Below are 22,470 nucleotides of genomic sequence, written 5' to 3'. Positions count from 1 at the left end.
TTAAAACTCTGTATCGTGCGCTGCGTTTTTCAGCATCGCGGCGGCATATGGCAGGAACGACGCCCAAACCTCGACATGAAAGTCCTGCTCGCCCTTGCGCCAGATCACGCCATCGGCCTTGTCCAGCAGGGTACGCGTGACCATGCCAACGGGAAAGGACTCGAGCGCGAAGTCCAGCGGGCTCAGGCAGGGCAGGATATCCGCAAGGCTGTCCCCGCCCAGAACCAGCGAACCCTGCCGGGCGGACACTTCCACCAGGCTGCACGGAACACCGGCCAGAGCCTTGGCCCAGGCGGCCTCAGCCCCGGCCCGGGCCGCGGGTTCGACCAGAAACAGGATTTCATACGGGCCAAGCCTGAGCGCGCTGACACCATCCTGTGTCACGGCACGCAGCAGGTCGGGCACAGCGCAGCCGACAGCATTGCAGGCTGCACCCAGCGCGGCCTCACGCCCCTGGAACGTCCAGCGGGCCAGGGTGGGGCCTTCGCGCATCGTGAACCCGGCCAGCGTGGCCATAGTACTTTCAGCCATTCAGACGCACTCCTTCCGCGTCATAAAAGACGGGATCAACCAACTTTACGGGAATGACGCTGTCTTCCATCGGCACGTAAAGCACCTGGCCCTTGCGGGCCCGGCCGCCGGACACCATGCCCAGCGCAATGGAACGCCCCAGTGTCGCACTGAAATAGGACGACGTGACATGCCCCAGCTTGTGCATGGGCACCGGCTCCTGCGGGTCGGCCACCAGTTGCGCGCCTTCCTCCAGCACCACATCGGGGGCCTGTGTCAGCAGGCCGACAAGCTGGAGCCGGTCCGGCGCCTGCAGGGCCGGAAGGCTGAACGAGCGCTTGCCCACAAAGTCCTTCTTGGCCTTGCCGATCGCCCAGCCGCAGCCCACGTCGTCCGGGGTGGCGGTGCCGTCCGTTTCCTGACCGACGATGATGTAGCCTTTTTCCGCTCGCAGCACATGCATGGTTTCGGTGCCGTAGGGAGTCATGCCGAAAGGCTGCCCCGCTGCCCAGATGGCATCCCAGATCCGGCGGCCTTCGGTCGCGGGCACGTTCACCTCGAAACCCAGTTCGCCCGAGAAGCTGACACGGAACAGACGCATGGGAGCGCCCAGAATGGTCCCTTCCACCACGCTCATATGGGGCATGGCTTCGGCGGAAATATCCAGCCCGTCCACGAGGGAGGCCAGAACGTCACGCGCCTTGGGCCCCTGCACCGCAATGACCGACCACTGTTCGGAGGTCGAGGTCAGCCACACATCCAGGTCCGGCCATTCGGTCTGGAGGTAATCCTCCATCATGGCCAGCACGCCCGACGCGCCGCCCGTGGTGGTGGTGACATGGAAACGGTCATCCGCGATACGGCCCACAACGCCGTCATCGTAGACAAAACCGTTTTCACGGCACAGCAGCCCGTAACGGCAGCGCCCCACACCCAGCTTGGTCCAGGCGTTGACGTACATCCGGTTCATGAAGGTCGCGGCATCCGGCCCCACGACCTCGATCTTGCCAAGGGTCGAGGCATCGAAAATACCCACACCCGACCGCATGGCCAGACATTCGCGCCGGACAGCGGCATCCATGTCCTCCCCATTGCGGGGGAAGTAGCGCGCACGACGCCACAGGGACACGTCCTCGAACACCGCGCCCTGTTCGCGCGCCCAGGCGTCGATCGAGGTGCGGCGGTCGGGATCGAACAGATCGCCGCGCGCATGCCCCGCAAAGCTGCCGAATGTAACCGGCGTGAACGGCGGGCGGAACGTGGTCAGCCCCACCTGTTCGACCGGCGCACCCAGCGCGTAGGCGGCAATGCCCAGCGCGTTCACGTTGGACAGCTTGCCCTGGTCCGTGGCCATGCCGGTGGTGGTGTAGCGCTTGATATGCTCGATCGAGCGGAAGCCCTCACGCACGGCAAGGCGGATGTCCTTGGCGGTCACGTCATGCTGGAAATCGACAAAGGACATGCTGTGCAGGTCCTTGCCCCGGCGCGGCAGCGCCCCGGCAAAACCCGTAGCATCGGCCTTGTCCTGCCCGGCAACACTCCATTGCGGAGCCTCACCCGCATGACCGGCGCTGGCGGCGGCCTGCAGGCCAGCCTGCGCGCCATCGACCAGAACGTCCTCAAGCTGGTAGATGCCCCGGCAGGCCCCGGCGGAGCGCTCGCGCTCGGCGGACTGGCCGGGCACATAAGCGCCCACCCGGTCGTCGAACCGCACTTTGCCCCGTGACTGCGAGAACAGGTGCACGCTGGGCGTATACCCGCCTGCCATCAGCACAAGGTCGGCTGCCACATGGCGGCCACGCCCGACATCCCCACCGGGCAGGACGGACGCCAGTTCAACCCCGCTGACCCGCTGCATGCCATGCACGCGCTGGATGACCGAGGACGGATAAACCTTTACACCCATCTGGCGGCATTGCAGCGCCAGTTCACCGGCGACCACGGGGCGCACATCCGCCACGGCGACAACCTTGGCCCCCGCATCCATCAGGTCGAGCGCCACACGATAGGCACTGTCATTGGCCGCCATGATGACGATCCTGCGACCGCACAGTACGCCATACCGGTTCAGATAGGTGCGGGCGGCGCTGGCCAGCATGACGCCGGGGCGGTCATTGCCCTCGAACACCATGGGGCGTTCCAGCGCACCCTGGGCCAGCACCACTTCCTTCGCACGGACCTGCCACAGTCGCTCACGCGGCCGGCCGGGTGCGCCGATCATCAGGTGGTCTGTCAGGCGCTGGCACAGCGCCACCATGTTATGGGGGCCGTAATTGAAAGCCGTGCAGCGGGTCATGAGCCGTACGTTCGGCAGGCTGGCAAGCTCGGCCAGCACATCCGCCACCCAGTCCACACCGGCCTTGCCGTCAATCCGCACACGCCGGTCGGACAGGAGAGAGCCGCCGAATTCCGCCGTTTCATCAACCAGAATAACCCGCGCGCCGGTGCGCCCGGCCGCCAGCGCGGCACTCAGCCCGGCGGGGCCGCCACCGGCCACCAGCACATCGCAATGGTCGTAGCGAAAGGCGTAATGGTCGGGGTCGGGCTCGGTCGCCGCCACACCCAGGCCCGCCGCATGGCGGATGATGGGTTCGTAAACCTTGTCCCAGAACCCCTTGGGCCACATGAAGGTCTTGTAATAGAAGCCCGCCCCCAGCAGAGGCGAAAACAGGTTGTTGACCGCCCCCAGGTCAAATTCCAGACAGGGCGAACGGTTCTGGCTGACAGCCACAAGACCCTGATGGATTTCGATCTGCGTCGCACGCATGTTGGGGGTATGCAGGGCAGGCCCCGCTCCGACACCGACCAGCGCATTGGGTTCGTCCGAACCGGCGGAAATCGGGCCACGGGGGCGGTGGTATTTGTACGACCGGCCCATGAGGTGGCGGCCATGCGCCAGCAGTGCCGAGGCCAGCGTGTCACCCGCGTAGCCCGTGTAGGAACGACCGTCGAACGTGAATGTGACCGGCCTGGAAACATCCACCCGCCCACGGCCGGGGATACGGCATGTCTGTGTCATCGCGCTGCCTCCGCCGCCTGTTCAGGCGTTACAACCGGCCTTGGCTGGCCCATTTCATAGGTCGTGACAAAACGGTCGGTCCGTGTGTCGCGAATGGCGTTGAAAAAACGCCCGCAGCCATGGGCGTGCCGCCAGCGTTCGGCAATCAGCCCCTTGGGGTTGTCGCGCATATACAGATACTGCGCCCATTCCTCGTCACTCAGGGTGGAAGGGTCTGCGGGGCGGGCGATATGCGCTTCCCCCCCGTTTGCGAACTCGACTTCCGCGCGGTCCCCGCAATAGGGGCATTTGATCAGTAGCATGTAAAACCCCGCTTAATGGGCAACCGCAGCAGCCGCTGCTTCGTCGATCAGCGCACCTTCACGGAAGCGCTCGATGGTGAACGGCGCGTTGATGGGGTGCGGCTCGTTCTTGGCGATGGTCCAGGCGAACAGGTTGGCCGCACCCGGCGTGGCCTTGAACCCGCCCGTGCCCCAGCCGCAGTTCACATACAGGCCCGGCACGGATGTCTTGGCCGTAATGGGCGAACGGTCGGGCGTGTTGTCCGTAATACCACCCCACGAACGCATCATGCGCAGGCGGCGGAACATCGGGCACAGTTCGTTGATGGCCTCGAGCGTATGGGCGGGAATATGCAGCCCGCCACGCTGGGTGTAGGAGACGTAACCGTCCGTACCCGCGCCGATAACCATCTCGCCCTTGTCGGACTGGCTGATATAGGCGTGAATGGTGTTGGACATGACAATGGTGGGGAAAGCCGGCTTGACCGGTTCGGACACCAGCGCCTGAAGCGGGTTGCTTTGCAGCGGCAGGCGGATACCGGCCATACCCAGCACCACGGAACTGTGCCCGGCGGCGGACACGGCCACTTTTTTGGCCTTGATCGAACCCAGTGTGGTTTCGACCCCCGTCACCTCGCCACTGGGCGCACGGGTGATACCCGTAACCTCGCAGTTCTCGATGATATCCACACCCATGTCGCTGGCGGCACGGGCAAAGCCCCAGGCCACGGCGTCATGCCGGGCGGTGCCCGCACGGCGCTGGAGCGAACCGCCCATGATCGGGTAGCGGATATTAGGCGAGATATTCAGCGGCGGGCAGAATTCCTTGACCTCCTGCGGGGTCAGCCATTCGTTGTCGATGCCGTTCAGCCGGTTGGCATGCACGTGACGCTTGAACACCTGCACGTCATGCACGGTGTGCGCGATCATCAGGCAGCCGCGCTGGCTGAACATGACATTGTAGTTCAGTTCCTGCGACAGGCCTTCCCACAGCTTGAGCGAATGCTCGTAATAGCTGGAGCTTTCGTCGAACAGATAGTTCGACCGGATGATGGTGGTGTTGCGCGCGGTGTTACCACCCGCAAGCCAGCCCCGCTCCACCACGGCGATGTTGCGCAGACCATGCTGCTTGGCCAGGTAATAGGCCGCACCCAGCCCGTGGCCACCACCGCCTACGATAATGATATCGTAGGCCGCCTTCGGCTTGACGGACCGCCATTGCGGTTTCCACCCCTGGTTTGCTCCAAGAGCCTGACGGACTAGAGAAAATGCTGAAAATTTTTGCATGTTCATCCCACATGCTGCGTAACCATACCTTGATCTATGCGACACAATATGGCCCGCGGCGTGTATAAAACAGACAATCTTCATGTATGGAACGGACACGCAAAAACCAGTGCGTGAGAACTGGCGGCATTCCTTAAAATGCCGCGCCACACCTATGGCTAAAGGCGGATATACCCCAATGCCCGCGTGCCACCGCACCCACCGCGCCACGGCTTGGCCACCCTGGCCCACCATGCGGGAACACTTTATTCAGACCGACGTGAAAACATGTTTTGACGACGAAACCACCCGACCCGGCGGCATACGGTATGCCCCAGCCTTTCAGGGCGTGGCCGGTCCTTCAAGCGCTGCGCCCGTGGGGGCCGCGTCCTTCAGCCCGACACCCGTCAGCCGGAGTTGCCTGGCCTCGCGCATGAGCCAGGCGAGTTTGTCTGCCGCAAGTGGCACCGGCAGGCCGTGCGGATGGATATTGGACAGGCAGTTCCGCGACGAATCGGGGCAGCCGACAAACGGCGCATAGGTCAGGTAGACACCCAGGCTGTCGGCAACGCTCAGCCCCGGACGTTCACCGATCATGATCACCACCATGGCTGCCCCCAGCGCCTGGGCAATGTCATCGCCCAGGGCCACGCGGGCCTGTGTTGCAAGAACCAGCGGAGCAATACGCCAGCCCGCCAGCCTGTTACGCATGGCGTCGAACAGAGGCAGGGCATTGTTCTGGGTGGCAACGGAGGACAGGCCATCCGCCGCGACAAACACCACATCCCACGCGCCTTTTTGCAGAACAGGCAGGGACTCGACCGAAAGCCTGCGCCCCAGATCCGGCCGCCTGAGATAGGTGGCGCGGTCCACCGCACGACTGCCAACGCACAGGCAGGACACGCCCAGTGCCTTGGCCTGTGCGAGCATGGCCGGCACATCCAGCGGGGTGTGTACCGCGTCACGCGCCTGCGCGTGGGCCGCCTGAAAAGCCAGAACATCCGTGGTTTTCAGCGCATTACCGCTGCGCCCCAGCCCGATCCGTGCGCGCGTAAAGCGCCGCAGCGGCTGCCAGTCGTCACCTGCACCACTCTCCCCCGCTGCCGTTGCCGGTCTTTTTTCCGGCACTGTCGGCAGCGGCTGACCGCCAGCGGGGGGCGTGGCAGCGGGTGCTATCACATCGGGCTGGATGGCAGCGACCGGGTGAGAGGTCTGTGGGCTGGGCGCATTGGGGCGGGTCGTGGAACCGTCTGTCCCGACCGCGGAAGGGGAGGGTGCGTTCCGTGTCATGCCAAACCCGCCATGGCGGCCAGACGCGTCTGGGCGGGGGCCAGGGCGTGCATGCGGTCACGGCCTGCGTCGTACAGGCCCATGCGGTCCAGCCAGGCGGCAAATTCCGGGGCGGGCCGCAGGCCCAGCAGGCTGCGCAGGGTCAGAATGTCGTGAAAGGACAGGCTCTGGTAATTCAGCATCACGTCATCGGCCCCGGGCACGCCGATCAGGAAGGTCGCCCCCGCCGTGCCCAGCAGCACCATGAGCGTATCCATGTCGTCCTGATCGGCCTCGGCATGGTTGGTGTAGCAGACGTCACACCCCATGGGCACACCCATAAGCTTGGCGCAGAAATGGTCCTCAAGGGCTGCGCGCATGATCTGCTTGCCGTCATACAGGTATTCCGGCCCGATAAAGCCGACAACCGTATTCACCAGCAGCGGGTTGAAGGCGCGCGCCACGGCATAGGCCCGGGTTTCCACCGTCTGCTGGTCCATGCCGTGATGGGCGTCGGCCGAGAGGGCGGCCCCCTGCCCGGTTTCGAAATACATGACATTCTGCCCCAGCGTGCCACGCCCCAGTGCGAGGGCCGCCTCGTGCGCCTCATGCAGGATGGACAGGCTGACGCCAAAGCCTTCATTGGCTTTCTGGGTGCCGGCAATGGACTGAAAGACCAGATCCACCGCCCCACCCCGGTTCATGATCTCGATCGTGTTGGTGATATGCGTAAGCACGCAGGTCTGGGTGGGAATGTCGTACTGCTGGCGGGCATGGTCCAGCATGGCCAGCAGGTCCAGCCCGTTAGCCACACTGTCAGTCGCCGGGTTGATGCCGATCACCGCATCCCCCATGCCGCAGAGCAGGCCATCGAGCGTGGAGGCCGCAATGCCCTTGAGGTCATCGGTCGGATGGTTGGGTTGCAGGCGCGAAGCCAGGCAGCCTTCCAGCCCGATGGTGTTGCGGAACCGGGTAATGACACGGACCTTGCGCGCTACGGCCATAAGGTCCTGGTTGCGCATGATCTTGCTGACGGCCGCCACCATTTCGGGCGTAAGGCCGGAGGCAAGTGCTGCCAGAGCCGCCGTGTCCGCATCGTGCGAGAGCAGCCAGTCACGGAACTGGCCTACCGTCATGTGGGCGACCGGGGCAAAGGCCGCGCTGTCATGGGTATCCACGATCAGGCGCGTCACATCGTCCTGCGCGTAGGGCACCAGTTCGGTCTGGAGGAAAACGGCCAGAGGCAGGTCGGCCAGCGCATGGCGGGCCGCCACGCGCTGGGCGTCCGAGCGTGCGGCAAGTCCGGCCAACTGGTCGCCCGACCTGACGGGAGAGGCCGCCGCCAGCAGGTCCTTGAGGGTGGCAAAGCAGTGGCTTTCTCCCCCCAGCGTGTGACGATACGCCATATTCCACACCCTATTTCGACATTGCCTGACACGAAATGCAGCGGCCATAGCCGGCCCAAAAATGCTGTCATTCCCGCACCGTTACGGAATATTACGCGCAGATCGGAGGCAAAGGGAACACCCATTTCCCCGCAGGCGGGACCAGCCATGGCAGTCCTGAACCGCCGGGGGCGGGATTTCCGCTTGCATCCGTCTGCAAAGCCTGCTTGCACAGTGCCATGCAGCCGACAGCAGACAGGACGGAATGGTTTCCCATCATGCTTCGCATGGAGGGCGCGCGGGCCATGGTGGTGGGCGGTGGAGATGTCGCGGCCAACAAGGTGCGCCTTCTGCTGCCAACCGGCGCACAGGTCCATGTCCTGTCAGCCCATCTGTGCCCCGAACTGCATGACCTTGCCCGGGACGGCACCATAACCCACACCCCCCATGACGCAACCGTGCAGGACGCCCCGAACTGGCTGGATGCGGACAGCTACCGGCTGGTCTATCTGGCGACGGACGACGCGGCCCTGAACGGCGCGCTGGCCGCGCTGTGCCAGGCACGCAACATTCCGGTCTGCGCGGTGGACGACCCGGCTGTGTCCAGCTTTATTACCCCCGCACTTGTAACCCGCGGGCGCGTGCAGGTCGCAGTCTCCACAGGTGGGGCGGCCCCGGTGCTGGCACGCCGCCTGCGCGCGCGGATCGAGCAGGCGCTGCCAGCGGGGCTGAACCGTCTGGCGGATTTCATGCAGGCCCAGCGCGGCTGGCTGGGGCAGGTCATGCCCGATACCGCCCAGCGCCGCCACCTGTGGGAACGTTTTCTGGACGGTGCGGGCGGGCAACTGGGCCTGCAGGGCCAGACCGCCGCCGCACGCCGGGAACTGGACACCCTGCTGGAAAACCACCCCACGCAAGGCGAGGTCTGGCTTGTGGGCGCAGGGCCGGGCGACCCCGACCTGCTGACGCTGGCCGCGCTGCGGCTGCTCCAGGATGCCGACGCCATTCTGTACGACAATCTGGTCGCGCCCGAAATCCTGAACTATGCCCGCCGCGACGCCGAACGGATTTTCGTGGGCAAGAGCCGCAGCCGCCACACCCTGCCGCAGGACGACATCAACTCCGAACTCGTCCGCCGTGCGCAAGCCGGACAGCGGGTGTTGCGGCTGAAAGGGGGCGACCCGTTCATTTTCGGCCGTGGTGGCGAGGAAATCGAAACCCTGGTCCAGGCGGGTATCCGCTTTCGGATCGTGCCCGGGGTTTCCGCCGCCAATGGCTGTGCGGCCTATGCGGGTATTCCGCTCACGCACCGGGACTGCGCGCAGTCCTGCCTGTTCATGACCGGCCACGCCAGAGCGGATGGCAGCATCAGCCTGGACTGGCAAAGCATTGCCCTGCACAACCAGACCGTTGTCATCTACATGGGGCTGTCGGCCCTGCCGGAACTGTGCGCCCGGCTGATGGAACGCGGCCTGCCGCCCGACTGGCCCGCCGCATTGATCGAACACGGCACCCTGCCCGACCAGCGCGTGGTGGTGGGCACACTGGCCACCCTGCCCGACCAGGCCGCGACCCAGACCGTGCGCAGCCCGGCGCTGATCATTATTGGCGAGGTCATCCGCCACCGGGTCCTGCCGGCCCATGCCGATGCGCCCTAGCGCCCGCGGGCTGCGGCCCGCCACGGTCCTTGCCGCCTGCCTGATGGCAACAGCCTGCGCCCCGCCGGTTTCCGTCCAGCACCTGAGCCTGACCGACGCCTACAGGCAACGCAGCGAAAGCGCTCTGGATGGCCGCCATCTCAGCACGACCACGCGAATCGTGCTTGAGCGCCAGAACCTGTGGCGGAACTGGTGCGACCACCCCACCCTGGCCATTGCCACCCTGCGCGCCAGCACACAGGCGCAGTTCTATACACCCGACCTGCCCGACCAGCTTTTTGCCCTGGCTGAACTGAACTACCGCCTGGCCGGCAAACGGCATGACCGTGCGCTGTTCCTGGCAGCCGCCCTGTACGCCTATGCCTATCTGAACCCCGACGGGCCACCCCAGGCACAGCCCAACCGCTATGACCCGCATGTGCGCCAGGCCAGCGATATCTACATGCTGGGACTGACCGAAGCGCTGGGCGCCCCGGTGGACCTGCAAAGCCAGCGCTGGACCCTGCCATTCGCCACAGTGGACCTGAGTGCTGACCCGGCCCAACTGTTCTGGCAGGGCTACCGGCTGACGGATTTCCAGCCCACGGCACGACTTGTGGCTACGGGTATCAGGAACATTTACAGCAAACCCGGACTGGGCGAACCGCTGGCAGCCGTGCCCGTTCGCGCCACAGGGCAACCACCCGCCATCGGGATGACCGACAAGCTGCGCGTACCGGCCAACCTGCTCATGGCCATACCCGACCCGCGCAGGCAGGTGCTGTCCGACCATATGACCGGCGCGCTCCGGCTCAGCGTGCTCGAAGCCCCGACCGGCATGACGCCCCTCCCCCCTGCCACGCCCCCCCTGCAATACGACCAGACCACGGCGCAGGCACTCAGCCTGAACCAGGCGGCTGACTGGTCCAGCGAATATGCGGGCTTTCTGGACGGCAGTTTTTTCGACAACGACCGCACGCCCCAACTCTACAGCATGGAACCCCACCGCTACGGACGCAGGCCCGTAGTGCTTGTACACGGCACGGCATCCAGCCCCGGCCGCTGGGCGGACATGATCAACGACCTCCTTGAAGACCCTGATATAAAAAGAAATTTTGAATTCTGGCTTTTTTCCTACGCCACCGGCAACCCCATTCCCTATTCGGCGCTGCAACTGCGCGACGCCTTACGCAAGGCGCTGGACGGGCTGGGCGGCCCAAGCGCCGACCCGGCCCTTGGGCATATCACGCTGATCGGGCACAGCCAGGGCGGCCTGCTGGCCAAGATGCTGAGCATAGACCCCCATGACAGGATCTGGAACGGCCTGACCCACCGCCCCCTTGCCAGCCTTGACCTGTCCGATCAGGCCCGCACCCTGCTGCGCGACGCCCTGTTCCCCACCCCCATGCCAGAGGTCCGGAGCGTGGTGTTTATCGCCACCCCGCAGCATGGCAGCTATCTGGCAGCGCTCTCCATCGCACAGTTGATCGGGCGCATGGTCAGCTTCCCCCTCGCGGTCACGGAGGTCACGGAACAGCTCCTGAAAGGCAATGGCGGGGCATCGGCCATCAATATCCGGCCAAGCCGCATGGGCAGCGTTTATGGCATGTCGCCCCGCAGCGCCTTTATCCGCGCCCTGGCCAGCACACCCGTCGTGCCCGGGGTGGACACGCATTCGATCATTCCCGTGCTGGGCGACGGACCGCTCGCCACGGCGGATGATGGCGTCGTGGCCTATCGCAGCGCACATATCGCGGGCGCACGGTCGGAACTGGTGGTCCGCCATTCGGACCATTCCACCCAGGCCAACCCCATTACCATAGCCGAAGTCCGGCGTATTCTGCTCGAACAGCTCGCCCGTGAGCAGCCCGGAGCGGCCGAAAACCGGGGCGATACGGACAAAAGGAATATTACCCGTATCGGTGGGGAATATACCCTGCCCGCGCAGCCTGCCCCGCCAGAACAGGCCATGGGACAGACTACGGGGCTGGTGACGGAACGGGCCGCAGCCCTCCGCCCCGGAACACCGCCCCCGCCATAACCGCCATAACCGCCATAACCGCCACTGGCGTAGGCATGTGCAAGTGCGTGCAAAACATAGCTGATCCTGTGTAAAGCTTTTGTTTTTCCTTTTCTTTTTATTTGCACGGTCATGCCGCAGCGATTACAGAGTAGCCAGAGCAATTTGTGATACAGCGAGTGACCGACCATGGTTAAAGATCCCAAAGTCATTGAATACCTGAACCTTCAGCTGACCAACGAGCTGACCGCCATCAACCAGTATTTCCTGCATGCCCGCACCCTGCGCCACTGGGGCGTGACCCTGCTGGGCAAGAAAGAATACGAAGAATCCATTGAAGAAATGCGCCACGCCGACTGGCTGATCGAGCGTATTCTCTACCTTGGCGGCCTGCCCAACGTGCAGCGCCTGAACACCATTCTGATCGGCCAGGACGTGCGGGAAATTCTCGAATGCGACCTGAAGCTGGAAGAAAAAGCCCTGACCGACCTGCGCGAAGGCATTGCCTACTGCGAAAGCGTGCGCGATTTCGTCTCGCGCGATCTGCTGCTGAAAATCCTGACCAACGAGGAAGAACATGAAGACTTCCTTGACCGTCAGTTCGACCTTATCAAGCAGATCGGCATTGAAAAATACATCCAGCTCAACTCCGCCTCGGCCCCCGAGCAGGACTGAACCGGTTATTTTTTAAAATATCCTGAACGATCCGGCCCGGTTACCATCCATGGATGCGCAACACTGCTGAGATCGCAAGAACCGGGGCGACGTTATGCCGTCGCTCCGGGCGTTGTTTCCGGTTTGCCACGCAGCCGGGCACGGAAAACAGGAATACCCCCGACACCCAGCCCCACCAGTGCTGCGGCAAGGTATTCGGCTCCACCCGCCCGCTCATCCAACGTGACCGCGCCAACAATCAGCGTGACCAGCGGAACAAGGGCTGGAAATCGGGCTCCTGCAAGCGGTCCAAGCCGTTCGGCTTTGCCGTGGCTCATGATCTGGGCTTGAAGGGTACAGCCTGGGAGAAAGGTATTTCATGGAATACCGACCTGTTGAGGCCGCGTGAGACTTGAAAACCGAACCAGACCCGATCAAAAACATAAGGCAGTTCACGCGCGACACATACCTGCCACACCGGATTTTTCACACCCATGACGATCTCGTTGGTATGTTCTGTCGCAATGCACCAAACCAGCGCATCGACCAGCCATGGCGTATCATGCCATTCAGCTTGCGAAACAGGGCGGGGAGGTTCGAACGAGACAGAATCGGCATAAAAGGCGATCTGCAGTATAAAAAATCACTCTTTTTCGAGGTGAAAGCGATACAAAAAGAAAAGAAATACAAGAACCAAAATTAAAGCGTTCCAAATTTAATACAAATCCATTTTTTACGCCATAAACAAGGCTGAAACACTCATTGCATGTCCCATTCTTTTTTATACACCCAATTCATCAACAATAAAATTTTTCTTACTGTGAAAAATAGATTGAATATAAATCAAAAAAACATCTCATCATTCTGCCCACATGCCATTGGACTGGCCCTGTGCTTTCTGTTTGTTGCATGGGCAAATATTATGACCCCCTTATGGTCCGATGATTACTGCCGCATAGAACCATTCAGCTTAACAAGTCCATTTTTGAATGCCTGGCGAGATTATTTTCAATGGACCGGTCGATATTTTACGACGGTTATTACCTTTTTTGTTGTTTCGTCATTACCATCCTGGTGGATGGATGGTTTTGATTTACTGAACGCGGCCATCTTTACAGTCTTAATTGATACCGTCCTGTATCTTGGCTGGATAGCCAATGGCGCACCTGCTCGCTCCGACAAACATGTCAGGACCAGTATAATCGATGTGGTTGTTGTGGGAATACTCCTGTGGTGGCTACCACGAGCGATCGGAGAAGTCGCTCTATGGAAAACCGGAGCAATTGGTTACCTCTGGCCCGTGACCGGCGAATTCTGGCTATTCAAGCAGATGCTTGAACAGCGGGTCGTAAAACGGCACTGGCTTGCCGCTTTCGCCTTCTTTATCGCTACATTTCTTGAGCCGCTTTCTCTGGTTATGTCGATTATTTTCGTATCATACGGACTATTGCGGTGGAGGCAGAAAGAGGCTGTGCCTTACGGAGTGATCGTTGGGCAAATCCTTGGAACAGCTACGGTATTGGCAGCTCCAGGCAATTTTGTACGAGCCGCCAGCATGCATCATAGTTCGATGCATGATCATATCAGCGGGGTTATCTCGAATCTTGGTGGCCTGTTTGACGGTTACTGGCTCGCAGCCATAGTCCTGATCGCACTCTGTTTTACACAATATTCAGGTCGGGCAGTTTTAGCCTTCAAGGCCACACACGGGTTGTATTTTATAGTGTTCGCCCTGCTTTACATGGTCACCCTTCTAGGCGTACCCCGGGAGGCTCTCGCTCCTCGTGTATCGTTCCCGGCAAGCGTCTTTTTGATCTGTTACGTCACAACCTTATTCCTGCAACGGCCTGTCGGTGACCATGCCAATTCCATAACGGGCGGATTGGTGTTTACCGTCGTCATTGTTCACCTATTGGTTTCCGTCTCAGATTTGACACGTGTAGCATCCATCAGCCGCGCATGGGCCGCCAACCCGCAACTACGGATGGGACCGAAAATGGATGCGGTGCTGCCATTGGTCAAATGGGGCAACACAACACTTTATGTCCGCAAAGATATCATGTTTGCAGGGTTAACCGCCAACTCCAATTACTTCATTAACACCTGTTATGCTCATGCCCACGGAGTACGATCCGTGAGCGCGCGATAAACCGAGGGGGCGTAGGCGGCCCGCCATACGCGTTCACCACTCCCCCCTCGGCTGTCAGCCTTCAGCTTGGCAAACTGGAGGACGTGCTTTCAACCCAGCTTCTGCACCGCAACGCACGTCGTATTGCCCTGACCGAACAGGGAGAGGTCCTGCTTGCCTACGCAGGACGCCTGACCGATACCAACGATGAAGCAAGGGCAGCCTTCCACACGTCATCGCTGACAGGTCACGTACGACTGGGTGCACCGCCCGATCTGGACACCGCGCACGCGGTTTAAGCACGCTCCACGTGCTGAAACAGAAGCAGGTGACTCATGCCGCCTGCCTGCCACTGTCTCTGTCCCTGCGCCTTATTCCACGCCGAACAGCGTCGCATAGATATCCGGCTTGAAACCCAGGGTCACGTCGCTCCCACGCACCAGGACCGGCCGTTTGATGAGAGATGGATGCGCAAGCATCAGGGCCACCGCCCGGGCCTCGTCCAACCCCTGCCTGTCCGCATCCGGCAGACCGCGAAATGTCGTACCGGCACGATTGAGCAGTTTTTCCCACCCCACGGCGGCAACCCAGTTGGCAAGCTGCTCCGGCGGCACGCCCTGGCTCTTGTAGTCATGAAAGATGTAGCCAATGCCGTGGCTGTCGAGCCACTGGCGCGCCTTGCGCATGGTGTCGCAGGATTTGATACCGTATAAAACAATGCTCACTGTCAAACCTCCTGCCCGGCATGGGACGGCGCTACGGGCGCAATGCCCAGAACAGTGCGGAGCGCCTGCATGAGCGGCCCGTCCACCCCGATATCGAACGGGCGGGCCTGCGCCACATCATACGCCACGCAAAGGGGCTTGATACGCCGGGCATCGGGCTCGGTCGCATAACGCGGCACGATATGTGTGTGCAGCGACGGTTCCTGGTTGCACCATGTCTCGTAATTGATACGCGCAGCCTGTGTGGTTTCCAGCAGGGCATCGCCCACACGCACGACATCCGCCAGATAGGCTGCCCGGTCCTGCCCGCCCAGATCGTTCAGACTGGGCACGACGGGATCGGCCATGAGAATGCAATAGCCCGCCACGGGCTGCGTATCGGCCATGAACAGCCAGCCTGACGGCATACGCCCGACAAGCTGGGGGTGTGCGCCCTGTCTGGCCAGGGCTACGCGGTGCTGTATAACGTTCTGTGTCATATCCCCTCCATGCCTGCGCGCGACGTCCCAGGTCGCATACGCACGCCCGGGGCAGTCTATGACAGTGCCGCACCGCCTGCCAGTGGCAGGATCTGGCGTTCAGGCTGCAAGGCGGGCCTGGGTGCCGGACTACACCCGTATAAACACCCCGTAAGGATCGTGCAGTGTCCGGGCATTTTCCCGGCGGGTGGAGTTTTTGAAAATTTTCTTATGGGTTATAGCGAAAACAGGTGGGCTCATGATCGTCCACCATACCGGCAGCCTGCATCCAGGCATACACGATCACCGGGCCGACAAAACGAAACCCCCGCCGCTTGAGCGCCACGGACAAAGCCCGGGACTGCACGGATTGACCGAGCACCTGACCGGTTCTGTTCCTGATCGGCGCACCGGGCACCATGCTCCATGCAAAATCGGCAAAATTCTCGCCCGCCTCATGCATGGCAAGCCACGCGCGGGCATTGGCAATGGTGGCGGATATCTTGCTCCTGGAACGGATAATCCCTGCATCCTGCATAAGACGGGCTTCGTCTTCAGGCGTAAACAGCGCCACTTTTTCAGGCACGAAACCCGCGAACGCCTTTCTGAAATTCTCGCGTTTTTGCAGGACCGTATTCCATGACAGACCGGCCTGAAAACTCTCCAGCACCAGCAATTCCCACAACTGGCGGCTGTCCTTTACCGGCTGGCCCCATTCCGTATCGTGATAGGTTCGCAGGCGGTCATTGGCCTGCGCCCACCTACAACGGGGAAGGTCCGTAACCGATGAGGCCGAAAGACGTATCATGACACACCCTGTTCATTCCTGTGCGCAGCCCTGCGGCTTACGACTGCAGCCTGCGCTGCCGTAGCGTTTACACGATCTTGCGGTGCGCGCTACATCCGGCATACCGCACGGCCCCCGCAAACCGGGTTTTGCGGCCTGAACGCCCCGTGCCCGGTCAAGCCCGCTCAGGGCCGCGAGACCGCCTGCGCGTAGGCCGCACGCGCCGCGGCTATGGCTACATGCAGTTGCGGGTAGATATTCTCGTGTCCCAGCACAAGCGTAATGCGGTGGCGCTCCATATCCGCCAGCGCATAGGGCGCCACCCGCCCGAAAAAAACATGCACCTGCCGGGCCTGCAACCTGACCAGCACATCGCGCACAACAGCCGCCGCCGAATAATCGATATCGGTAATGGCGCTGCAATCCACCACCAGGCAGCGCACAGGCTGCCGCGCCGTGCTGACAAGCAGCGCGATATCATCGGCAAAAAGCGTACAGTTGGCATAGAACAGGTCAGCGCAGAAACGGTAGATCACCAGCCCGGGCTCGGTCTGCACCCCGGCCGCCACGGGTTCCGCCTCCATAGCTCCTGTCGCGGCATCGGGCCTGAGAACGAGGGTATGCGGCTTGTAGCTATGGTGGACATGCCGGAACAAAGACAGCGCAATGGCAATAAAAATGCCCTGCTCCACCCCGACGCTGACCACGGTTGCCGCCGTGACCAGTGCGAGCGCACATTCGCCGGGGCTTTCACGCCGGATACGAACAAGCCCCGCCACATCCACCATGCCCACCGCGACACAGAACACGACAGACGCCAGAATGCAGCGCGGCAGATATTGCAACGGCCCGGTCAGAAACAGCAGCACGCATAATGTAATGCCGGCAAAAACAAGCTGCGCGCGCTGGCTCGTGGCCCCGGCCCGCACAGCCATGGCGGTCTGGGTCGGGCTGCCGTTGACCGTGAAAGTTCCGGTCAGCCCCGCTGCCGCGTTGGCGGCACTCAGGCCGAGAATATCCCTGTTTTCATCGACCGTTTCCCCGAAGCGGTACGCATAGGCGCGCGATGTCGCTGCACTCTGGGCGATAATGACAAACACGCAGGACGCCGAAATGGGCAGAAGTGCGAGAAGCGTGTTCCAGTCCACCAGCGGAACCCGCAAGGACGGCAGCCCGCCATGAACAGGCCCCAGAACCGCAACACCGTGGGCGGGCAGTCCGCAGCCCCACCCGAGGGCCATACCCACCCCCGCCACCAGCAGGGCCACCGGCCAGCGCGGCAGCAGCCACTGCCCGGCCAGCAGCACCGCGCAAGCCGCAACGGACAGCGCGATTGTCAGCCCATGCGCACGCGGCCAGAGATGGCTCAGTTCCAGCAGTTGCACCGCACCGTTGCGCGACGTGGAAACAAGCCCCAGCATGTCGAACACCATGCCGATACCCACCTGCACCCCAACACCCGTGAGAAAGCCCACCAGCACCGTGCGTGAAAGAAAATCGGCCAGAAACCCCAGGCGACACAACCGCGCGACAAGAAGAAAACAGGCGTTCAGCAGGGCGATGGCACTGACCAGCGCCATATAGGAGGCGCTGCCCGCAGGAGCCAGACCCACCAGACCACTGGAAAAAATAGCCGCCGTGGCGGAATCCGCCGCCACCACAAGATGGCGCGACGCCCCGAACAGCGCAAAGGCCACCAGTGGCAGCAGAACCGTGTAAAGCCCGCTGACCGCAGGCATTCCGGCGATGCGCGCGTAGCCCATGACCTGCGCGATGTTCATGGAAGCAAGGGAAAAACCTGCCAGCATGTCCCGCCGCAAACCATCGGGCCATTTCAGCCGCATGTTAAAAAACCTGCCCACCCACCCCTGCTTTCATGACAACCCGCCCAAAATACCCGGACCGAACCCGGATGACGCACCGGACAACCGGGAGTTGCCCGCACAGGCTTTTGACAGACGGGAAAAAACTGTAACACTCGCGCCATGTCATGAAAGGTATACGCATGAGTGTTACAGTTTACCATAATCCCGCCTGCGGCACGTCACGTTCGGTACTGGAACTGATCCGCAACGCCGGGATCGAGCCGACAGTTATCCTGTATCTGAAAACGCCGCCAGACCGGGCCCAGCTTGCGGAACTGGCACGCAGGGACCCGCTGGGCGCGCGTGACCTGCTGCGCACGAAAGAAAAGCTCTGCGCCGAACTGGGGCTGGACGCGCCCACGGTATCGGACGATGCGATTCTGGATGCCATTGCCGCCCACCCGACCCTGCTGAACCGGCCTGTGGTGCTTACCCCCAAAGGGGCAAAAGCCTGCCGCCCGGCCGATACCGTGCTCTCGCTCCTGTAAGAACCCGGCCTGTAAAACCGGGCCGGCACAAACCGGACTGACAGGACCAGACTGACAGGACCGCCGCCATCCCGCCCGGCTCCTGCTGCAACCGGCCTCGCAGCAACACTCACCCGACACGTGTGTACCGGCAGGTTGCCTCTGTGCATGCGCGCCAACACGGCACCGCCAGCATGCGGGTAGCAAGCAGGCACAGCATCACGGACATAAAAAAACGGGTTGCCCGGCCGGGCAACCCGTTTTTGACGCGCAGGTGACGTCCAGACCTAGCGCATGGCCCCTGCAATAATGGCCGAAATCATGCCACTGGCCACGGCCGTCAGCAAAAACTGATCGCCCGAACGCACCCACCGGTAGCCATAAGGCGGCGCATAAAGCCCCGGATAGGCCCGCCAGTTGTCGATCCACGGATCTCCACCCCAGTAACGCTGCCCCCGCTGCCACCGCATTGGCGGCCCGCCTCTCCAGCCCGGGCCACCCCGGTACCCGGGACCGGGCCCACCCCTGAAACCGGGACCACGCCCAGGCCCGCCAAAACCGGGACCGCCATGCCCGCCGGGGCCGCCACGTCCCCCCGGACCGCCGGGACCACCGTAGCTGCCCGGACCGCCGCGGCCACCCGGCCCACCCCGATCGTCCGCCAGAGCGGCGCTCAAAGGTGCCGCACCGAGGCACGCAACCATGGCCAATGCAATCGCTCTCGTTCTCACGCGAGACCTCCATCAAATATAGCCGGCCTGTACAGGCCACCCAACGCCTTGAACATAGTCCATATCAGGTGGCGAAAATACGGCGCTTCGGGTTGCTAACGCGCAAACCACCCCAAAGTCGCGCATTTATGACCCCATGCCATGCCACCGGACCAATAGCCCTGCCACAGCACGGCAATGACCGCGAAACCAGCCTCCGTACAATCAGGCATTTCGAAAATATTTGCAGTCTTTTTCGAAAAAGAAAACAGACGCGATCATGCCAGAAATACACATGCAATATCAAAGACTTCATGCACAATGATAGAGCAGGGCTTTTCCGGTTTACTTATTCGATAAATTTATGTATATATAGCTTTCATGCAGAAATATTTACTGACGGAGAACGCAACTTCATCGTGTCATAACTTACAGGAGACACTGCGCCATGTTCCTTAACCATGCCGCCCTATCCTGCCTGCCCGCCCCTGTCCGTCGTCCGGCGTTCGACCCGGCGCGGCTGAGCACGGGCATTGTCCATCTGGGCTGCGGCAACTTTCACCGCGCCCATCAGGCCGTGGCAACCCAGGCCGCCATCGACGCCGAAGGCGATGCAGGACTGAAATGGGGCATTACGGCCGCGACAATGCGCCGCCCCGGACTGGCCCGCCACCTGCGGGCTCAAGACAACCTTTACACGCTGCTGACACGCAAACCGCAGGGTTCGTCCGCGTCAGTCATCGGGTCCATTCATGAAAGCATTTTCGCGGGGGATGACGCCGTGGGCCTGCCCGAGAGAATAGCCATGCCCCAGACCCGGATCGTCACGTTGACCGTCACCGCCAGCGGCTACCACCTCAAGCCAAACGGCAGGCTGAACCCGCAGGCCGACGCCATCCGCGCCGACCTGAACGCTGAACGGCCGCGCACGGCAGTCGGTATCCTGACGGCGGGGCTTGCCCGTGTGCGCGAAAACGGTGGCACACCCCCGGTTATCCTGAGTTGCGACAACGTGACAGAAAACGGGGCCACACTCCGCCAGAGCGTGCTGGATTTCGCCGCGTTGCAGGGACATGACGCACTTGCCGCATGGATCGAGCGGAATGTGCAGTTTCCCAACACCATGGTCGACCGCATTGCCCCCACCACCACCGCACGCGACAAGGCGGATGCCAGACACCTGCTGGGCGGGCTGGAAGACAGGGTTCCGGTCTCGGCCGAACCGTGGTTCCAGTGGATCATCGGCCCGTTCGACGGTCCACGCCCCGCGTGGGAGGCCCATGCGGGCACGCGCTTCGTGTCCGATGTCAGCGTGTTTGAACGCGCCAAGCTGCAAATGCTCAACGGCAGTCACATGCTGCTGGGGTATGTGGGAGCGCTGGCCGGGCTGGATACCGTGGCCGCCGCCACCCGCGACCCTGCGCTGGCCGAACTGACAACCCGTTTCATACGGGATGAGCAGTCAGCCGGCGTCACCCTGTCGGCCGATGAACTGGACAGTTACACGCAAAGCCTCATGACGCGGTTTCGTAATCCGTCCATCGTGCATGAGGCGGCGCGGATCGGCCGCAACGGTTCGGTCAAGATGACGGACCGGGTCATGGCACCCCTGCGCGCCAACCTGCTGGCGGGGCGGCCCGCGCCGGGGGCCACGCTGCTGATCGCGGCATGGATCCGGTGCTGTGCGTTACAGGAACAGGGCGCACCCGGCATGACCCTGACAGACCCGCACCTTGAAACCCTGCAACGCGCCTGCGCTGCAACCCGGGACAACCCCGAGGCCCAGGCCAGAACTTTTCTGGCCATGCAGAATGTATTCGGCCCCGCCCTGCCCGACCATGACAGGCAGGTGCAGGCCGTAGCCAGCATGCTGCACCAGCTTGCGCAGGATAATCTTCCCGCTTTCCTGCGCAGGCTTGCCGCGTAAGGCCGATGACAGGACACAGGACAGAAAGACCCATGACAGATCAGATCGTATTTTCCCCTGACTTGGCGCTGACCGTACAAAAAGACGCCCCCCCCGTTCACGGTGTTGTTTTTGACATGGACGGACTGCTGCTGGACAGCGAAACACTGGCCATGGACGCCCTTGTCGCAGCCGGACACGATTTGGGGCATGATGTTCCCATGGCCTTCTGCCGCCGCATGATTGGCGTTCCCGCCGACGGGTGCCGCAAACTGGTGCGTGACACCTATGGCGCGGATTTTCCGCTGGAACGGTTTTTTGAACAGCAGGAAGTGCGGCTGCGCGATTTTGTGGATACCGGGCGGCTTGCACTCAAGAACGGCGTGCTGCCCCTGCTGGACCTGCTGGACAGACGGGGCCTGCCACGCGCCATTGCCACGTCATCCAGCCGCTACCGGGCCGAGCACCATCTGCGCCTTGTAGGGCTGGACACGCGCTTTGACGCCATTGTGACCCGCGATGACGTCAGCCGTGGCAAACCCGACCCCGAACCCTACCTGAAAGCGGCCAAAGCCATTGGCGTGGCGCCGCATGCCTGCCTGGCGCTGGAAGATTCCCATTCGGGTGCGATGGCGGCACATGCGGCGGGCATTCGGGTCATTGTGGTGCCGGACCTGCTGGAACCTACGCCGGATGTACGCGCAAGGGCGCTGGCCATTGTGCAGGACCTGCACGCCGTGCGGACATGGCTGGAAAGCCACACCGCCCCCGCTGACTGACGCCGGGGAACGGAACAGCCAGCACGCATTGCACATGTGATGCGGCAGGCCCATCAGGGAAAAGAGGGAACCCATGGGGGGATCTTGCCGTTCTGTCAGGAGGCCTCCATGATAGAAAGGCAGATCATGTTATTGAAATTCCATTCTCTCGTTCTGGGAACAGCCCTTATCGTAACACCGGCCCTCGCTCTGGCGCAGACGGCCGCCACCACGCCCCCGACAGCGGATTCCGCTGCGTCGCAGGTTGGCAAGACACCCCCTGCCGCACTTGATAAAAGCGGCAAGCGCGTGGAACCGTCAGACAAGCTCTGGAACAATCCGCGCACGGTCGATGAACAGCCCGGCACGCAGCCTCCGTCCAACAGCAAGCCGGCGGATACGAGCGAGACACCCAAGGCGCCGCTCGCCCCGTCTCACACCGGCACATACAAACACAAAACCGGCACAACCCGGAAAAACACGCCGCCACCCGCAGGAACCGATACCGAAAAATAAAAGCGACATTCAAAATGTCAGCAACGTGGGCCTGACATGAGACCGAAAATTTCTTTCTGATTCGACCTTCTTTTCGAAACAGAAAATTTTTGCTCTCAGACGGCGTATT

General features: G+C 62.2%; 22 protein-coding genes. 10 read left to right on the top strand and 12 right to left on the bottom strand.

The annotated features are described in order from the left end of the window. From ABF990_RS06865 to ABF990_RS06840, 6 genes are all read right to left on the bottom strand, one after another. Positions 1-531: a sarcosine oxidase subunit gamma gene (locus ABF990_RS06865; RefSeq protein ID WP_415492091.1), complete on the bottom strand. Its 531-nt coding sequence runs from the start codon at positions 529-531 to the stop codon at positions 1-3. Then, a complete protein-coding gene (locus ABF990_RS06860) occupies positions 524-3,529 on the bottom strand; it encodes a sarcosine oxidase subunit alpha family protein (RefSeq protein WP_415500686.1) in 3,006 nt (1,001 codons plus the stop codon). Before ABF990_RS06860 ends, ABF990_RS06865 begins: the two co-directional genes overlap by 8 nt. Next, the gene (locus tag ABF990_RS06855; RefSeq protein WP_415492093.1) at positions 3,526-3,831 is read right to left on the bottom strand and encodes a sarcosine oxidase subunit delta; all 306 of its coding nucleotides are present in this window, start codon (positions 3,829-3,831) and stop codon (positions 3,526-3,528) included. Before ABF990_RS06855 ends, ABF990_RS06860 begins: the two co-directional genes overlap by 4 nt. Positions 3,832-3,843: 12 nt before the next feature. Beyond that, positions 3,844-5,097 carry a sarcosine oxidase subunit beta family protein gene (locus ABF990_RS06850; protein WP_415500687.1) on the bottom strand — a complete coding sequence of 418 codons (1,254 nt, stop codon included), beginning with the start codon at positions 5,095-5,097 and terminating at the stop codon, positions 3,844-3,846. Positions 5,098-5,418: 321 nt separating this feature from the next. Next, positions 5,419-6,204 carry an ethanolamine ammonia-lyase subunit EutC gene (eutC, locus tag ABF990_RS06845; protein WP_415500690.1) on the bottom strand — a complete coding sequence of 262 codons (786 nt, stop codon included), beginning with the start codon at positions 6,202-6,204 and terminating at the stop codon, positions 5,419-5,421. 158 nt (positions 6,205-6,362) lie between these two features. Further along, a complete protein-coding gene (locus tag ABF990_RS06840; protein WP_415500688.1) occupies positions 6,363-7,751 on the bottom strand; it encodes an ethanolamine ammonia-lyase subunit EutB in 1,389 nt (462 codons plus the stop codon). A gap of 218 nt (positions 7,752-7,969) precedes the next feature. On the opposite strand from ABF990_RS06840, the gene cysG reads away from it, so the two are divergent. The 3 genes from cysG (at position 7,970) to bfr (ending at position 12,062) form a co-directional block, all read left to right on the top strand. Then, positions 7,970-9,388, top strand: coding sequence for a siroheme synthase CysG (gene cysG / locus ABF990_RS06835; RefSeq protein ID WP_415500689.1), 1,419 nt, complete (start codon positions 7,970-7,972; stop codon positions 9,386-9,388). Continuing rightward, positions 9,378-11,408, top strand: a complete 2,031-nt coding sequence (locus ABF990_RS06830; RefSeq protein WP_415506528.1) for an esterase/lipase family protein — start codon at positions 9,378-9,380, stop codon at positions 11,406-11,408. Before cysG ends, ABF990_RS06830 begins: the two co-directional genes overlap by 11 nt. Before the next feature lie 168 nt (positions 11,409-11,576). After that, positions 11,577-12,062, top strand: a complete 486-nt coding sequence (gene bfr, locus ABF990_RS06825; RefSeq protein WP_415492460.1) for a bacterioferritin — start codon at positions 11,577-11,579, stop codon at positions 12,060-12,062. A 92-nt stretch (positions 12,063-12,154) separates the two neighbouring features. Here bfr and ABF990_RS06820 read toward each other — a convergent pair whose 3' ends face one another. Continuing rightward, positions 12,155-12,379 (bottom strand): hypothetical protein, encoded by a 225-nt coding sequence (locus ABF990_RS06820; RefSeq protein WP_415500131.1) that lies wholly within the window; start codon positions 12,377-12,379, stop codon positions 12,155-12,157. A 74-nt stretch (positions 12,380-12,453) separates the two neighbouring features. Here ABF990_RS06820 and ABF990_RS06815 point away from each other — a divergent pair, with 74 nt between their 5' ends. The 3 genes from ABF990_RS06815 to ABF990_RS06805 all read left to right on the top strand — a co-directional run bounded on the left by ABF990_RS06815 (position 12,454) and on the right by ABF990_RS06805 (position 14,468). Next, entirely contained in the window at positions 12,454-12,744 is a 291-nt protein-coding gene (locus ABF990_RS06815) for a hypothetical protein (protein ID WP_415500132.1), read from the top strand. A gap of 63 nt (positions 12,745-12,807) precedes the next feature. Then, positions 12,808-14,190: a DUF6056 family protein gene (locus ABF990_RS06810; protein ID WP_415500133.1), complete on the top strand. Its 1,383-nt coding sequence runs from the start codon at positions 12,808-12,810 to the stop codon at positions 14,188-14,190. Then, positions 14,145-14,468, top strand: a complete 324-nt coding sequence (locus ABF990_RS06805; RefSeq protein ID WP_415506529.1) for a LysR family transcriptional regulator — start codon at positions 14,145-14,147, stop codon at positions 14,466-14,468. The genes ABF990_RS06810 and ABF990_RS06805 overlap by 46 nt, the downstream gene beginning before the upstream one ends. Before the next feature lie 72 nt (positions 14,469-14,540). On the opposite strand, the gene ABF990_RS06800 is transcribed toward ABF990_RS06805, so the two are convergent. The 4 genes from ABF990_RS06800 to ABF990_RS06785 form a co-directional block, all read right to left on the bottom strand. Continuing rightward, positions 14,541-14,900, bottom strand: coding sequence for an ArsC family reductase (locus ABF990_RS06800; RefSeq protein ID WP_415500134.1), 360 nt, complete (start codon positions 14,898-14,900; stop codon positions 14,541-14,543). Continuing rightward, positions 14,897-15,373, bottom strand: a complete 477-nt coding sequence (locus ABF990_RS06795) for an HIT family protein (protein WP_415492457.1) — start codon at positions 15,371-15,373, stop codon at positions 14,897-14,899. Before ABF990_RS06795 ends, ABF990_RS06800 begins: the two co-directional genes overlap by 4 nt. Before the next feature lie 208 nt (positions 15,374-15,581). After that, complete coding sequence (locus ABF990_RS06790; protein WP_415500135.1) at positions 15,582-16,160, bottom strand: DNA-3-methyladenine glycosylase I; 579 nt, start codon at positions 16,158-16,160, stop codon at positions 15,582-15,584. 164 nt (positions 16,161-16,324) lie between these two features. Further along, positions 16,325-17,983, bottom strand: a complete 1,659-nt coding sequence (locus ABF990_RS06785) for a SulP family inorganic anion transporter (RefSeq protein ID WP_415500136.1) — start codon at positions 17,981-17,983, stop codon at positions 16,325-16,327. A 161-nt stretch (positions 17,984-18,144) separates the two neighbouring features. On the opposite strand from ABF990_RS06785, the gene arsC reads away from it, so the two are divergent. Next, a complete protein-coding gene (gene arsC / locus ABF990_RS06780; protein ID WP_415490650.1) occupies positions 18,145-18,492 on the top strand; it encodes an arsenate reductase (glutaredoxin) in 348 nt (115 codons plus the stop codon). Positions 18,493-18,758: 266 nt separating this feature from the next. Here the strand turns inward: arsC and ABF990_RS06775 are convergent, their stop codons facing one another. After that, positions 18,759-18,941 carry an RcnB family protein gene (locus ABF990_RS06775; protein WP_415490651.1) on the bottom strand — a complete coding sequence of 61 codons (183 nt, stop codon included), beginning with the start codon at positions 18,939-18,941 and terminating at the stop codon, positions 18,759-18,761. A 688-nt stretch (positions 18,942-19,629) separates the two neighbouring features. On the opposite strand from ABF990_RS06775, the gene ABF990_RS06770 reads away from it, so the two are divergent. The 3 genes from ABF990_RS06770 (at position 19,630) to ABF990_RS06760 (ending at position 22,361) form a co-directional block, all read left to right on the top strand. Then, positions 19,630-21,108, top strand: coding sequence for a mannitol dehydrogenase family protein (locus ABF990_RS06770; RefSeq protein ID WP_415490652.1), 1,479 nt, complete (start codon positions 19,630-19,632; stop codon positions 21,106-21,108). 32 nt (positions 21,109-21,140) lie between these two features. Then, positions 21,141-21,866 (top strand): HAD family hydrolase, encoded by a 726-nt coding sequence (locus ABF990_RS06765; protein ID WP_415490653.1) that lies wholly within the window; start codon positions 21,141-21,143, stop codon positions 21,864-21,866. Positions 21,867-21,974: 108 nt separating this feature from the next. Then, on the top strand, positions 21,975-22,361 hold the full coding sequence (locus ABF990_RS06760; RefSeq protein ID WP_415490654.1) for a hypothetical protein: 387 nt from the start codon (positions 21,975-21,977) through the stop codon (positions 22,359-22,361). Positions 22,362-22,470 lie beyond the last annotated feature (109 nt).

It is taken from the genome of Acetobacter sp., assembly GCF_047723915.1.
In the GTDB taxonomy this organism is placed as follows: Bacteria; Pseudomonadota; Alphaproteobacteria; order Acetobacterales; family Acetobacteraceae; genus Acetobacter.
This window is presented reverse-complemented; position numbering and strand designations above follow the sequence as displayed.

Excerpts from the sequence above, each read along its gene's own strand:
- ABF990_RS06785 (WP_415500136.1), bottom strand. The coding sequence starts at position 17,983 with ATGCGGCTGAAATGGCCCGATGGTTTGCGGCGGGACATGCTGGCAGGT.
- ABF990_RS06775 (WP_415490651.1), bottom strand. The coding sequence starts at position 18,941 with ATGCGGTGGCAGCGGGGGCAGCGTTACTGGGGTGGAGATCCGTGGATC.
- ABF990_RS06810 (WP_415500133.1), top strand. The coding sequence starts at position 12,808 with ATGTCCCATTCTTTTTTATACACCCAATTCATCAACAATAAAATTTTT.
- ABF990_RS06795 (WP_415492457.1), bottom strand. The coding sequence starts at position 15,373 with ATGACACAGAACGTTATACAGCACCGCGTAGCCCTGGCCAGACAGGGC.
- cysG (WP_415500689.1), top strand. The coding sequence starts at position 7,970 with ATGCAGCCGACAGCAGACAGGACGGAATGGTTTCCCATCATGCTTCGC.
- ABF990_RS06855 (WP_415492093.1), bottom strand. The coding sequence starts at position 3,831 with ATGCTACTGATCAAATGCCCCTATTGCGGGGACCGCGCGGAAGTCGAG.
- bfr (WP_415492460.1), top strand. The coding sequence starts at position 11,577 with ATGGTTAAAGATCCCAAAGTCATTGAATACCTGAACCTTCAGCTGACC.
- ABF990_RS06830 (WP_415506528.1), top strand. The coding sequence starts at position 9,378 with ATGCGCCCTAGCGCCCGCGGGCTGCGGCCCGCCACGGTCCTTGCCGCC.
- ABF990_RS06820 (WP_415500131.1), bottom strand. The coding sequence starts at position 12,379 with ATGAGCCACGGCAAAGCCGAACGGCTTGGACCGCTTGCAGGAGCCCGA.
- ABF990_RS06850 (WP_415500687.1), bottom strand. The coding sequence starts at position 5,097 with ATGCAAAAATTTTCAGCATTTTCTCTAGTCCGTCAGGCTCTTGGAGCA.
- ABF990_RS06790 (WP_415500135.1), bottom strand. The coding sequence starts at position 16,160 with ATGATACGTCTTTCGGCCTCATCGGTTACGGACCTTCCCCGTTGTAGG.
- ABF990_RS06770 (WP_415490652.1), top strand. The coding sequence starts at position 19,630 with ATGTTCCTTAACCATGCCGCCCTATCCTGCCTGCCCGCCCCTGTCCGT.
- ABF990_RS06760 (WP_415490654.1), top strand. The coding sequence starts at position 21,975 with ATGATAGAAAGGCAGATCATGTTATTGAAATTCCATTCTCTCGTTCTG.
- ABF990_RS06765 (WP_415490653.1), top strand. The coding sequence starts at position 21,141 with ATGACAGATCAGATCGTATTTTCCCCTGACTTGGCGCTGACCGTACAA.
- ABF990_RS06860 (WP_415500686.1), bottom strand. The coding sequence starts at position 3,529 with ATGACACAGACATGCCGTATCCCCGGCCGTGGGCGGGTGGATGTTTCC.
- ABF990_RS06840 (WP_415500688.1), bottom strand. The coding sequence starts at position 7,751 with ATGGCGTATCGTCACACGCTGGGGGGAGAAAGCCACTGCTTTGCCACC.
- arsC (WP_415490650.1), top strand. The coding sequence starts at position 18,145 with ATGAGTGTTACAGTTTACCATAATCCCGCCTGCGGCACGTCACGTTCG.
- ABF990_RS06865 (WP_415492091.1), bottom strand. The coding sequence starts at position 531 with ATGGCTGAAAGTACTATGGCCACGCTGGCCGGGTTCACGATGCGCGAA.